General features: G+C 43.9%; 8 protein-coding genes. 1 reads left to right on the forward strand and 7 read right to left on the reverse strand.

Features of this window, described 5'->3' with window-relative positions; all coding sequences use genetic code 11:
* Positions 1–55: 55 nt before the first annotated feature.
* From AMBT_RS22205 to dapB, 5 genes are all read right to left on the reverse strand, one after another.
* Positions 56–2,044 carry a methyl-accepting chemotaxis protein gene (locus AMBT_RS22205; RefSeq protein WP_013784744.1) on the reverse strand — a complete coding sequence of 663 codons (1,989 nt, stop codon included), beginning with the start codon at positions 2,042–2,044 and terminating at the stop codon, positions 56–58.
* Between the two features lie 300 nt (positions 2,045–2,344).
* Entirely contained in the window at positions 2,345–2,821 is a 477-nt protein-coding gene (gene greA / locus AMBT_RS11210) for a transcription elongation factor GreA (protein WP_013784745.1), read from the reverse strand.
* Between the two features lie 126 nt (positions 2,822–2,947).
* The gene (carB, locus tag AMBT_RS11215) at positions 2,948–6,163 is read right to left on the reverse strand and encodes a carbamoyl-phosphate synthase large subunit (protein WP_013784746.1); all 3,216 of its coding nucleotides are present in this window, start codon (positions 6,161–6,163) and stop codon (positions 2,948–2,950) included.
* Between the two features lie 13 nt (positions 6,164–6,176).
* The gene (gene carA / locus AMBT_RS11220; protein ID WP_013784747.1) at positions 6,177–7,307 is read right to left on the reverse strand and encodes a glutamine-hydrolyzing carbamoyl-phosphate synthase small subunit; all 1,131 of its coding nucleotides are present in this window, start codon (positions 7,305–7,307) and stop codon (positions 6,177–6,179) included.
* 342 nt (positions 7,308–7,649) lie between these two features.
* Entirely contained in the window at positions 7,650–8,450 is an 801-nt protein-coding gene (dapB, locus tag AMBT_RS11225) for a 4-hydroxy-tetrahydrodipicolinate reductase (RefSeq protein ID WP_013784748.1), read from the reverse strand.
* Positions 8,451–8,693: 243 nt separating this feature from the next.
* Here dapB and AMBT_RS11230 point away from each other — a divergent pair, with 243 nt between their 5' ends.
* A complete protein-coding gene (locus AMBT_RS11230) occupies positions 8,694–9,374 on the forward strand; it encodes a cytochrome b/b6 domain-containing protein (RefSeq protein ID WP_013784749.1) in 681 nt (226 codons plus the stop codon).
* 27 nt (positions 9,375–9,401) lie between these two features.
* Here the strand turns inward: AMBT_RS11230 and AMBT_RS11235 are convergent, their stop codons facing one another.
* Together AMBT_RS11235 and AMBT_RS11240 are read right to left on the reverse strand one after the other, a co-directional pair.
* Positions 9,402–11,294: a propionyl-CoA synthetase gene (locus AMBT_RS11235; protein WP_013784750.1), complete on the reverse strand. Its 1,893-nt coding sequence runs from the start codon at positions 11,292–11,294 to the stop codon at positions 9,402–9,404.
* 183 nt (positions 11,295–11,477) lie between these two features.
* Positions 11,478–14,048, reverse strand: coding sequence for a sensor domain-containing protein (locus AMBT_RS11240; protein ID WP_013784752.1), 2,571 nt, complete (start codon positions 14,046–14,048; stop codon positions 11,478–11,480).
* Positions 14,049–14,096 lie beyond the last annotated feature (48 nt).

The raw sequence follows: 14,096 nt of genomic DNA on the forward strand, positions 1-14,096 counted from the left end.
CATTTTCAGGTGGTAGCTGTCTTTTATCCTTTTTCATCGAGATAAGCTTCAAAAGTTAATCTTTATCCACTTTAAATCCATCTATTGTGCGCTGAAGAAGCAGGTTGTTTTCTTTCATGTCGCCCGATAATTTGGATAAATGTTTAGCTATATTTACTTCATGCCGCGCAGCCTCTTCAACATTCACCACATCTTGAGCTATGACTAAGGTGGTGGCAGACTGTTGTTCTGCCGAAGAAGACATGGTGTGAGCCATGCCTTCTACATTAGTGGCTGCTTCTTTTACTTTTTGTGCTGTGGAGCGGCCTTCATTGGTCACATCCATAGAACTTGTAATTGAGGCTACGTTTTTGTTGATATCTGTCACCACGACCACACTGGCATCTTTTAAGTTAGACAGTAAGCTAGATATTTTGTCAGAAGAAGCGCGACTACTTTGCGCCAGCTTTCTTACTTCATCAGCAACAACAGCAAAACCTCTGCCATGCTCACCTGCGCGAGCTGCTTCAATAGCGGCATTTAACGCCAATAAATTGGTTTGATCCGAAAGCGAGTTAATGGTGTCCAAAATAGAGCCAATTTCTGTTACTTGCTGTTCCATGTCGGCAGCATTTTGTTGCACCCCTTTAATATCATCAGCGAGTACTTCCATACTATGACGAATGTTGTCGTTCGCCAGTAGTGACGCCTCAGCAAGGCCATCTAACTGCTTACTCGCACGTAACGTATCTACACCAGCCTTGGCAATTTCTCTGCTCGTCGCAGCAACTTGTTCAATTGCTGACGCGATATTGGCGGTAAGTTGCTGAGTTTTCCCCGCATCATCCAACATTTCACCACTGGAATCTTCTAACTGACGGGAAAGCCTGGAACTTGTGAGAATAGATTGTCCTAACCCACGCACGAGATCCCGCAATGCTAAAATGGTGGTATTAACTGAACGAGATATATCACCTAGTTCGTTCTTAGTGCTCATTGATAAATCAATAGTGAGGTCACCCTCTTTCGCAATTTTATCTAGGTTCGCCACCAATTTATTTAACTGTTGCGTAATGATACCGAGCAATGTGCGATATATGACAACAATAAATAACGTTAGCAACGCAATAACGACGAATGTAACCACTAAGTTTGTATTCGCGCTACTCGCTTTTGTATTAACAATACTAACCACGTAATCAAACCGCTCACTTAACAACGCAGCAATTCCGCCTATTTGCTCTGAAGCTAATGAAAACCATTCTGCATTTGAGGGTAGTGAAGAGAACTCCGGGTTATCAGCGGTGGCTTCATTCACAATTTGATTAATTTCTCGGCTTGTGGAACTGTTCAATAATGTTTGAAACCCGTTTAATGCATCGCCATCTAAATTAAGCTTCAGCTTTTCTTCTATGTACTTGGTTTCGTTGGTATACGCTAAAACTTGCTGCCTAACGGGATCTAAAATTGCGCTTGCCGCTAAAACAGCATTCACTTTACCTCTACGCTGCCCCATTTTTTCTTTAGCTTGTGCAAATAGCAAGGCTTGTGACAATACCTGTTTAGCCTCGGGAGCGTTAACCAGCATGGTCAACGCATTAGTGGTATTTAACGCACGTTTATTAAGGTTGCTGTAGAAGGAAAAAGCATTTTTCCCATTTAAATCGTCTACCTCTTTTCTTATTTCACTTTTGTTTTTCACTAAAGAAAAAACAGGAGACAGAATTTTTTCAACTGACGATGCCTCTTTCCAGTCTTCAGCCACTATGCTAGTTATCTTGTCCATGGCCGCATCGGCTTTCTTTCTTTGGTTTAGTACTTTGCTTCTGGAGGTATCACTTGGATTACCTAAAAAACCTGCCGTTAGCCCCCTTTCGACCGCATGATGATGAGCCACGCGCTCTACGGCTGCTATCAATGTCACCAACTTAATGTCCCTTTCGGCGGAAGATAATACCTCTCTAGAGGTACTTATATCTTTATAAGCCAGAAACATGATTGATATAAACAAGCATGCCGTACCTAAAATAGTAAGCTGCAATACCGAGAGTTTTTTCAACATCATAACGAATGACAGCCTCTATTAGATAGATAAGGTGGTTTACGATTAAATAAGCGTTGTGTCAGCAACAAAAAAGTTTAAGTAAGCTTTTGCCAAAAAATGTATGCGCTATTAAAACGTAGGCTATTATCTGTGATTTTGGTATCTATCAATTAGTGTAAAGTGCTGGGAATTGCAGGGTATGCTAGCTCAATCCTAAAAAAGAAAGGTTGAGAATTAAAGAATGGTGGGATGGTAATGGGTGAAATAGAGGGGCTTTGCGCTGATTGAAACCAGTGGCCAGAGCCACTGGTTTACGGTGTATCAGATATATTGAACTTCAATAATTTCTACTTCAACACTACCTGCTGGCGTTTGAATAGTCACCATATCATCAAGCTCTTTGCCGATAAGGCCGCGAGCAATAGGTGAATTTACCGAAATACGGTTTTGCTTAATATCTGCTTCGTCGTCGCCCACGATGCGATATGTGGTTTCTTCATCCGTATCAACATTCAAAATGGTAACGGTAGTGCCGAAAATAACCTTACCTTTGTTTTCCATTTTGGTGACATCGATAATTTGTGCGTTTGACAATTTACCTTCAATATCTTGAATACGGCCTTCGCAGAAACTTTGCTGTTCACGGGCGGCGTGATATTCAGCATTTTCTTTTAAGTCGCCGTGCTCGCGAGCTTCAGCAATAGACTGAATAATACGCGGGCGAGTTTTTGTTTTAAGTTCGTTTAGTTCGTCGCGCAGAAGCTGTGCGCCGTGCGCGGTCATTGGATACTGACTCATGAATACAGTCTCGACTAGCTAGTTGATTTTAAACAGAAAAAAGTGCGCCTTCCGGCGCACTTTTGATTGGTTCACATAAGTGTCATATACACAGGATACCGCGTATCCCATGTAATGTCATCAGTGTTAGAGTCTTGCGTGAAGCTCTTGGACTGAAGCCACCTTGTCACGATCGTCTGCGGACTTCGCACGAATAGTAGCAAAAGCAGCATTCATTGTGGTGGTGTAAGTCACCTTATTCAGCAACGCTTCTCGGCGAATATAAACCGAGTCGGTAATCGCTTGGCGACCTTCCGTAGTATTGATGATATAGGCGTACTCTCCATTTTTGATGGAGTCCACAATGTTAGGGCGACCTTCAGACAGCTTATTCACTACAGAACAGGCAATACCTGCATCATAAAGTGTGGTTGCTGTGCCTCGCGTCGCTTCAATGCTAAATCCAGCGCCGTTCAATGCTTTGGCTAATTCGATAATTTTGTTCTTATCGTTATTACGCACAGAAATTAACGCTTTACCTGATTTAGGTAATGGCGCCCCTGCACCTAAGTTAGCTTTAGCATATGCTTCTTCGAAAGTATCACCCACACCCATCACTTCGCCGGTAGAGCGCATTTCTGGGCCTAATAGTGGATCAACACCTTGGAATTTAGCAAACGGTAATACCACTTCTTTCACAGAGTAAAACGGAGGAATAATTTCTGTCGTAACACCCTGCTCTGCCAAGCTAACACCCGCCATTGCGCGTGCGGCAACTTTAGCAAGTGGAACACCTGTAGCTTTCGATACAAATGGTACTGTACGTGCTGCACGCGGGTTAACCTCAATTAAATACACTTCGCCATCTTTTACCGCAAATTGTGTATTCATTAGGCCAACAACACCAAGTTCAAGCGCCATGGCTTTCACTTGTTCGCGCATAACATCTTGAATCTCTTTACTTAAGGAGTGAGGTGGCAATGAACAGGCTGAGTCACCAGAGTGAACACCCGCTTGCTCAATATGCTCCATGATTCCGCCAATAACGACTTCTTTACCGTCGCAGATTGCATCGATATCGACTTCAATAGCGTCATCTAAGAAACGGTCTAGCAGTACAGGAGAATCATTAGAAACCTTCACCGCTTCCGTTAGGTAGCGTTTTAAGTCTTTAAGGTCGTAAACAATTTCCATTGCGCGGCCACCTAGTACGTACGAAGGACGTACTACAAGCGGAAAGCCAATACCGTCAGCCATGGCTAGGGCTTGCTCGATGTTAGTTACCGTAGCATTTGCTGGCTGTTTAAGGCCTAGCTTATTCACCATTTGCTGGAAGCGTTCACGATCTTCTGCTCTATCGATAGCTTCAGGCGACGTGCCAATAATAGGTACGCCAGCAGCTTCAAGGGCACGTGCTAACTTAAGCGGCGTTTGGCCACCGTATTGCACTATTACGCCTTTTGGCTTTTCTTTAGCCACAATCTCAAGTACGTCTTCTAGCGTTACCGGTTCGAAGTACAAGCGATCAGATGTGTCATAGTCGGTAGAAACCGTTTCAGGGTTACAGTTAACCATAATGGTTTCGTAACCGTCTTCACGCATTGAAAGCGCCGCGTGAACACAACAATAATCAAACTCGATACCTTGACCAATACGGTTTGGACCACCACCTAACACCATAATCTTATCGTTGTCAGTGGGGTCAGCTTCACACTCTTCATCGTAGGTTGAATACATGTAAGCCGTGCTGGTAGAAAATTCTGCCGCACAGGTATCAACACGCTTATAAACTGGCGTTACACCAAAGCCGCGACGAGTTTCACGAATGTCACCTTCACCTACTTTCGTAAGCTCGGCTAAGCGAGAGTCAGAGAAACCTTTGCGCTTAAGTTTACGCATAAGGTCTTCATCAATGCCGTGTAATCCACATTCAGCTACTTGAGCTTCAAGCTGAATAAGTTCTTCAAGCTGAACGAGGTACCAACGGTCAACGTTAGTGAGCGTAAATACTTCATCAACGGTCATGCCCATGCGGAACGCATCGCCAATGTACCAAATACGCTCAGCACCAGGCTCACGTAGTTCGTAAATCACTTTGTTGCGTGCTTCTGGGTCTTCTAAATCGACCATTGAGTTCAAGCCGTTCGCGCCAACTTCAAGGCCGCGAAGTGCTTTTTGTAGTGACTCTTGTTGGTTACGACCAATCGCCATCACTTCGCCCACTGATTTCATTTGCGTGGTTAAGCGATCGTTCGCGCCAGCAAATTTTTCAAAGTTAAAGCGAGGAATTTTTGTGACTACGTAATCGATTGAAGGCTCAAAAGATGCTGGTGTTAAACCACCGGTAATATCGTTAGCAAGCTCATCAAGGGTGTAACCAATGGCTAACTTGGCAGCCACTTTAGCAATTGGGAAACCTGTCGCTTTTGATGCTAATGCAGATGAACGCGATACCCGCGGGTTCATCTCGATGATCACCATACGGCCTGTGTTTGGATCTACACCGAACTGTACGTTAGAGCCACCGGTTTCAACACCGATTTCACGTAATACTGCCATGGCGGCATTACGCATTAGCTGGAATTCTTTGTCAGTAAGGGTTTGCGCTGGCGCGACTGTGATTGAGTCACCAGTATGTACACCCATGGCATCGAAGTTTTCAATAGTACACACGATGATACAGTTATCTGCACGGTCGCGAACTACTTCCATTTCGTATTCTTTCCAACCAATTAACGACTCATCAATAAGGAGTTCTTTGGTAGGCGAAAGGTCGAGACCCCGGCCACAAATTTCGTTAAATTCGTCAATATTGTATGCAATACCGCCGCCGCTTCCACCCATGGTGAATGACGGACGAATAATACATGGAAAGCCAATACGCGTTAGTACGTCGTGGGCTTGATCCATGCTTTGTGCAATTTCGGCGCGTGGGCATTCAAGACCAATGTTTTTCATTGCCTTGTCGAAGCGCTCACGGTTTTCAGCTTTATCGATAGCATCAGCCGTTGCACCGATAAGTTCAACATTGAACTCTTTCAATACACCGTGATGATCTAAATCTAGCGCGCAGTTAAGCGCAGTTTGTCCGCCCATTGTGGGCAAGATGGCATCTGGACGCTCTTTTTCGATAATTTTGCGTACCACTTCCCAGTGAATTGGCTCGATGTATGTTGCATCGGCCATTTCAGGATCGGTCATGATAGTAGCGGGGTTCGAGTTAACCAGAATAACGCGATAACCTTCTTCGCGTAGCGCTTTACATGCTTGAGCGCCTGAATAGTCAAACTCGCAGGCCTGGCCAATAACAATAGGGCCAGCACCTATGATGAGAATACTTTTTATGTCGGTACGTTTTGGCATAGCGGGCTCGTTCCTACTGCTTGTGTTGTTCGATTAATTCAATGAAGTGGTCGAATAGCGGCGCAGCTTCGTGCGGTCCAGGGCTTGCTTCTGGGTGCCCTTGGAAACTAAACGCTGGCTTATCGGTACGATGAATACCTTGTAACGACTTATCGAACAACGAAACATGCGTTACTTCTAAATTAGAAGGTAGGCTTGATTCATCTACAGCGAAGCCATGGTTCTGACTGGTGATCATCACCACATTGCGTTTTAAGTCTTTCACTGGATGGTTAGCACCATGGTGACCAAACTTCATTTTCACCGTAGTAGCACCACTGGCAAGCGCAAGTAGTTGATGACCTAAACAGATACCAAACACTGGCAAACCTGTTTCAACGATAGTTTTAATCGCTGTAATGGCATAATCACACGGCTCAGGGTCACCAGGGCCGTTAGACAAGAACACACCATCAGGTTGCATAGCTAACACTTCTTCAGCAGGTGTTTGCGCGGGTACCAAGGTAACGCGACAACCACGGTCTGCAAGCAAACGTAAAATGTTGCTCTTAACCCCGTAATCGTAAGCGACTACATGATATTTACTATCGGCTGGAGTGATATACCCTTCGCCCAATTTCCAGCTGCCTTCAGTCCACGTCTTTGGCTCAGTAATGCTTACTACTTTTGCCAAATCCATGCCTTTCAAGCCAGGATAATCTTTTGCTTGTGCTAACGCGCTCGCTTCATCTAACTCATCAGTACAAACGATGCAGCCGTTTTGCGCGCCTTTATCACGTAGAATACGTGTTAAACGACGAGTATCGATATCGGCTATACCTACAACGCCTTTGGCTTTGAGGTACTCTGATAACGTTTGTTGTTGACGGAAATTACTAGCAACAAGAGGTAAGTCACGAATAATAAGACCTTTAGACCAGATTTTATCTGCTTCAACGTCTTCTTCGTTAATACCGGTATTGCCAATATGTGGATAAGTAAGGGTAATGATTTGTTCAGCGTAGGATGGGTCAGTGATGATTTCTTGATAGCCTGTCATTGAAGTATTAAAAACAACTTCACCAACGGCAGTGCCTTGCGCACCTATCGCCGTTCCTTTAAAGACAGAACCATCCTCTAACACCAAAAGGGCAGAATTAGCCAAGTCAACCTCCAGATTAAGGATAACTATGTGTTTGAACAGAATTTCTGTCCAAACCCCACAAAAAATGAGAGTACTGATTTAACAGCGCTCATTTTACGATCTTTGCAGCTAATAAAACCGTGTTCTACAGCCAGTTTTATAGCTTTAGAATACGAAATTCGGGCAAATTCCGGCGAGTATACATGACTGACTAAAAATGTCTAATTTAAATATTAAAAATCATTAAAATAACCACTTAAACTCATTTGTCTTGTATAACCGCCAAAACCACTACTTATTAGTGCAAAGTAATGCGACTAAAGCCGCTGTTAAAATGAAAACTATCTTCACGGTCTTTAGTTATTATTTCAGGTCTAGCACATCGACCATTGAATATAATCCTGCTGGCTTGCCGTGAAGCCATTGGGCCGCATGCACCGCGCCTTTAGCAAACGTTAAGCGACTTGATGCTTTATGGGTTATTTCCAAACGCTCACCAATATCGGCAAACAATGCGGTGTGCTCACCGACAATATCGCCTGCGCGAACGGTAGCAAACCCAATAGTGCCCTGGTCTCGCTCAGGCTCTTTGCCTTCACGACCATAAACCGCACAAGTTTTAAGGTCGCGACCTAGCTCATCGGCAATGGCTTCCCCAATGGCCATGGCGGTGCCAGAAGGGGCATCTTGTTTGAACCTGTGGTGGGCTTCAGTAATTTCTATATCAGCCGTATTACCTAACGCCTTCGCAGCTTGTCGAACCAATGACAACATCAGGTTAACGCCCACACTATAGTTTGCTGCAAAAACGATGGGAATGGTTTTAGCCGCTTCATCTAACACAGCCAATTGGCTTTCACTTAACCCAGTAGTACCGATGACCACTGGCATTTTATTGGCCACACACCATGCAATGTTATTTTCAAAAACCACAGGTAAGGTAAAATCAATCATCACATCAGCATGTTGTTGAGTTAGCGAAGACATGCCTAAACAATCAATTGGCTTTTTACCAATGCCAGCCAACTCGCCCACGTTCATGCCAATCCAAGGAGAATCATCACGTACCGTAGCAACACTCAGTTCTGCATTTTCGTTTTGATCAAGTGCTTCAATAAGCACCCGACCCATGCGCCCATTGGCGCCAAATAAACCTACTTTCATTTACGTTATTCTTTTCCTTTAACAGTAAACGCATTTTGCCAAATGCAGTTACTATTGCAACGAGATAAGCTTAAATATTACTGATAATTGAAAAATTGCAGCATTAATACAAAAAAGGCGGGCAACCTATCGTTTTTAACGGTAAAAATAGCTAGCATGAAAGTAAGTGGGTTTACCCCAAGACCTAAACAAGGTTTACATTAATGGTTATTGAATTACTTCAAAACACATAGGTAGAATAATATGCGTAAACAGCTTATATGGGATCTTCCCACCCGGCTTTTTCACTGGCTTTTGGTTGCCAGTATTGCAGCACAATATGTTACCGCTGAGTGGATGGACGATGCGACCCAATGGCATTTCTATATTGGCTATTTTACTTTAGGGCTTTTGGTCTTTAGGTTAATTTGGGGAGTCATAGGTCCAACTTACGCCCGCTTTAGTCAATTTGTGAAAGGACCAAGTGCGGTAATAGGTTATTTACGTACATTGTTTGATAAAAACAGTGCCGCCGTGGCAGGCCACAATCCTCTTGGTGGCTGGTTTGTGGTGGTAATGCTTCTACTTTTATTAGTTCAAGCGGTAAGCGGACTGTTCATGACCGACGATATTTTTCTTGATGGCCCCTATCGCCATCTTGTCAGCGGCAGCACGTTAGACCTTATGAATACCTTGCACCATCTCGCCTTCGATATTTTACTATGGGTAATAGGCTTACATGTTGCTGCTATTGGGTTTTATGCCGTGTATAAAAAGCAAAAACTTGTACCCCCTATGTTTCATGGTCAAAAGGACACTGAAGACAAGCCTATTCCCTCGTCTCGTCTTTGGCTTGCACTTGCAGTTGCGCTAGTAACAGCGGCTGCGCTTTACTACGCGATAGAAATTGCCCCGCCCGCACCTGAAGTAGAAGAGTACTTTTAATTCCTTGTGCAAAAGAAACGATAAGGCTTAGCGTTCAACTAAGCCTTTGCTTTTCATTAAATCGGCAATCTCTGTCACACTGCCTGGATCGTCAATGGTAGAGGGTATATTAATGGGCTCATCTGCGGCGATTTGTCTTAGCAGCTTACGCAATATTTTTCCTGATCGTGTTTTTGGCAAGCGGTTCACAATCACGGCACGCTTAAAACTAGCCACCGGCCCTATGGTGTTTCGTACTTTAGCAATGAGCTCTTGCTCAAAAGCTGCCTCTTCTACTTTAACGCCATCTTTAAGTAGCACTAAGCCTACTGGAATCTGCCCTTTTAGCGCGTCAGCCACTCCAATAACACTGCACTCGGCCACGGCATTGTGTGAAGCCAACACTTCTTCCATTTCACCCGTTGATAACCGATGCCCCGCCACATTGATGACATCGTCGGTTCTACCCATAATGAACACGAAACCTTCTTCATCTATGTATCCGTTGTCACCCGTGCTGTAATAACCCTCGAATTCCTGTAAATATCCTTGAGTGAAACGCTTATGGTCTCGCCAGATAGTGGTTAAACACCCTGGAGGTAACGGCAAAGATATGGCAATAGCCCCCTTTTCACCAGTAGCAACCGGCTCACCGTTAGCGCCCAATACTCTCACGTTAAAACCTGGGGTAGGAACGCTTGATGAACCCGGTTTAGTGCTAAGCGGTTCAATGCCAATAGGGTTTGAACAAATAGGCCAACCGGTTTCAGTTTGCCACCAGTGATCAACCACCGGCTTACCGGTTTTTTCTACCGTCCAATGATATGTGGGCGGATCTAATCGTTCACCGGCCATAAATATGGTTCGTAAACTACTTAGGTCATATCGCGCGATGCAATTAGCTTCAGGATCTTCTTTCCTAATCGCTCTGAATGCTGTTGGCGCGGCAAACAATACATTAATTCTATGCTGTTCTACCATACGCCAGAATGCGCCAGCGTCAGGTGTACCTACCGGCTTGCCTTCGAACATAACAGTAGTAGCGCCCTTTATTAGTGGCCCATAAACAATGTACGAGTGCCCTACTACCCAGCCCACATCTGATGCAGCCCAAAAAACATCGCCTTGATCTATGTCGTAAATGGCTTGCATAGAATAATTAAGTGCTACCGCATGACCACCATTGTCACGAACAACCCCTTTGGGTTTACCCGTCGTGCCGGAGGTATACAAAATATAAAGGGGATCGGTAGCATCCACGGGTGTGCATTCTACTGGTTCACTAGCTTGACATAATGCTTGCCAATCATGGTCAAAGTCATCTACCAAGTTCGCATTAAGCTGCTTGCGTTGATAAACAACACAACCTGCAGGTTTATGGTGAGCAAGGGCGATAGCATCATCAACCATGGGTTTGTAAGGCAATAGTTTTTTACCTTCTATACCGCACGATGCCGTAATAATAAGTGCAGGTTCAGCATCATCTATCCTAACCGCTAATTCACTGGCTGCGAAACCACCGAATACCACAGAGTGAATTGCCCCTATTCTTGCCACCGCTAACATTGCTACCGCAGCTTGAGGGATCATGGGCATGTAGATAATAACCGTATCGCCCTTTGTGACACCAAGGCTTGTGAGCGCGCCCGCTAGCGTAGCCACTTCATTAAGCAGGGTATTATAGGTCCAGGTTTCTTGCGTATTCGTAACCGGAGAATCGTAAATTAGCGCCGCGTTTTCGCCCCGCCCTGCATTAACATGGTGATCTAACGCCAAATAACTGGTATTGAGCTTTCCCCCTTTAAACCACTGAGGATAGCCGTTTGTATTTTCGCTTAGTGCTTTTTTAGGGGGAGTAAACCAATCGAGATGCAGTGCTTTATCTTGCCAAAATGCTTCTGGGTTATCAATTGACGCCTGATATTCTTGATGATAATTCATGACCGTTTCCGCAATAGAGTATTACTTTACCCTACTGCATAAACATGATTTTATCGTATAAGACTTCAGGCTTACGCTGCTTAACCCATTGTATAAATGGAGATTATTTCTTTATCGTTAGCACTACCCGCATCAAAAATTGGGGCTTCGTCACTAAAAACGTGAGACTTAATCTGCTTCACTTTAACCACCAGCATGCTGTTTTACGGGTAATTTTGCGCGCCAATCTGTGACATTCAGGGGCTTGTCTAAAAAGTACCCTTGAAACACATGGCAACCACGCTTTATAGCGTCGTTAAATTGCGTAGTATTTTCTATTCCTTCCGCTACTGTTCTTAATTCAAAGATTTTTGCGATATCGAAAATACTATTCAGCAGTGGGCTCTGGGCCCCAATTTTATCTTCTTCATCGATAAAGTGCCTATCAAGTTTCACTTCTTTTATACACAGATCGCGAAGGTAACTTAAATTCAAATTACCACTGCCAAAATGGTCTATAGAGAATGATACCCCTTTATCTGCTAGCTCTTTCATTGAATTACGCACCAAGGCAAAACTTCCAATGAGTACGGCTTCTCTAAGTTCAATGGTAAGGCTCCCTTTAGGAACATTCCAATGAGCAATCACAGCTAGCATTTTCTCGGTAAAGTCGGCTCTAGCCATATGTTTGGCACTAATATTAATTGAAAGCCGTGTTCTCAAACCACTTTTGTTACACTCGTATAATAGCTTTCCACATTCATTCATCACCCATTGGCCAATTTCTACTATTGCATCACTCTCTTCGGCAATGGGAATAAACTCAGCGGGGGTAATTAAACCTAATTGGGGGTGCTGCCAACGAACTAATGCCTCGGCACACACCATACTGCCATCACTTTCATATTGGGGTTGTAACTGTATGAATAGTTCATGATTACTGACCGCAGCACCAAGAGATTGTCGAATGAAATTGTACCTGTCATAACCCACACTAGAAGCACTATGAAAAACCACTGGTGTATTCACATTATCTCTACTGAGTTGTTTATACCCTTCCTCAAGCATATGCCTTACTTTCGACACATTTGCCTTCATACCTTTTAGCTGGCAAATGGTTACCACGGCATAAATCTTATGTGGGCTGTTGTGCAAGGTAATGTCGCTACACACTTCATCGGTAAATTGTCGGCGAACTGCATCTATAGTCTTTTGCGCGTCTTTATCTTCTTCAGTGATGATGTCTTCGTATAATAAATAGAAGTTGTCTTCTGCACCTCTGAAAATAGCAAAGGGCTTAGAAAATGTTCGAGTGAGCCTAGAGGCAAGAATACGCATAACATAGTCGGCGGTAGGCTGGCCAAACGCCTGCTTGTACTGACTGATATTATCGATAGCAATTTGCGCGCAATAAATATCAGCATACGTCACTCCCGCTTTTCGAATAACTCCCTTCAACGCCTTATCGAACAACTTAGTGTTTGGTAATTGGGTAATGGAGTCATAATAAGCGGCTTGATAAACTTGGTCTGCCAATTGTTTTCGAACACTCATGTCACGAAATACCACCACTATCCGTTTTTGCATATCGAAATGAAATGATGATAGTGAAATATCAACAGGTATAAGGCCACCATTTTTGTGGCTAACAAAATGATGCTCTAAGGATGCTTTAGTGGTTTTCCTGTCCCCTTTCATGAACGTTTCCAAATGTTCTTTGGTATTTTGTGATTCAACTTTAGGGACCAAAATACCGATATCTTGTCCTATCAGTTCATCAGCGTCGTAACCCAGCACGTGCTCTACACTGTTGTTGGCTGTGATCACAGTGCCATCGACATCAATGGTCACTAAAGCATCTGCCATACTATCCAAAATAGTAGAAAGGTACTCCGTGTAGTTGTGTTGTGTATCTGACAAACGTTTATGTTCGGTGATGTCCTGTACAGAACCATAAATCCTATACACTTTTTCTTGATGCGAATGTGTAGTGTCTGTTTGTGGCGTACCTGTCATTTTCAGCCAGCGCCGATAACCTTCTGCATTAATGTATTCTACTTCTAATGCAAACGTGGACATCGACTTTCTTGACGCTTTCATTGCTTTAGCAATTTTTTCACGGCTCGCCTGTGGGAAGTTGGCTAACGCTCGCTCTACCGTAATATCTCTGCCCGGCGTAACACCAAACAATAAGTAAGTTTCCCGCGTCCACGAGACAAGACTAGCATGTAAATCTAGCTCCCAGCCTCCAACATGAGAAATTCGTCCGATTTCATTGAGCAACTGAATTTTTTCGGCTAGCTTGTCAGTAAAGGGGTGCTGAATAAGTTTATATTGAAGACCTAGTTCTATCTGCTGGCGGGCTATACTGGCGTAGTGCTTTTGTTGGCTCGTTAGTTGGTGACAACGCAACACAATTAAAACGGCCCCAATAATATTACCTTGAAAATCTTTAATCCCACCTACAATGACGTTTTGGTTGGCACAATTGATTAGCGCCTTTGGCCATTCAAAATCGCTGCCCGGCAAAGTGGCGCTCACTTCTGTCATCGATAATAGGAGCTGAGCATGCTTGGGCATGATCAGTGATTCTTTTTCAGAATCTGCATTGATGTCATCGCAACATAGAATACCCACGCGAGTGGAAACAGGAGATATAGAAACGAGCAAGACAGCAGTAGCTTCCATATTTACCTTGGCTTCACTCAACCGCGAGGTAATTTCTGGTAAACTATTATCTTGTAAAGAGCCCAACAATCCGTCGTGAAGCTGCATTATAGTTGAACTCCAATCCATCTTAAGATGGTTATAGTGCGATCATTT

The sequence above is a fragment of the Alteromonas naphthalenivorans genome (assembly GCF_000213655.1).
GTDB lineage: Bacteria > Pseudomonadota > Gammaproteobacteria > Enterobacterales > Alteromonadaceae > Alteromonas > Alteromonas naphthalenivorans.

Excerpts from the sequence above, each read along its gene's own strand:
- AMBT_RS11240 (WP_013784752.1), bottom strand. The coding sequence starts at position 14,048 with ATGCAGCTTCACGACGGATTGTTGGGCTCTTTACAAGATAATAGTTTA.
- AMBT_RS11235 (WP_013784750.1), bottom strand. The coding sequence starts at position 11,294 with ATGAATTATCATCAAGAATATCAGGCGTCAATTGATAACCCAGAAGCA.
- AMBT_RS22205 (WP_013784744.1), bottom strand. The coding sequence starts at position 2,044 with ATGATGTTGAAAAAACTCTCGGTATTGCAGCTTACTATTTTAGGTACG.
- carB (WP_013784746.1), bottom strand. The coding sequence starts at position 6,163 with ATGCCAAAACGTACCGACATAAAAAGTATTCTCATCATAGGTGCTGGC.
- AMBT_RS11230 (WP_013784749.1), top strand. The coding sequence starts at position 8,694 with ATGCGTAAACAGCTTATATGGGATCTTCCCACCCGGCTTTTTCACTGG.
- dapB (WP_013784748.1), bottom strand. The coding sequence starts at position 8,450 with ATGAAAGTAGGTTTATTTGGCGCCAATGGGCGCATGGGTCGGGTGCTT.
- greA (WP_013784745.1), bottom strand. The coding sequence starts at position 2,821 with ATGAGTCAGTATCCAATGACCGCGCACGGCGCACAGCTTCTGCGCGAC.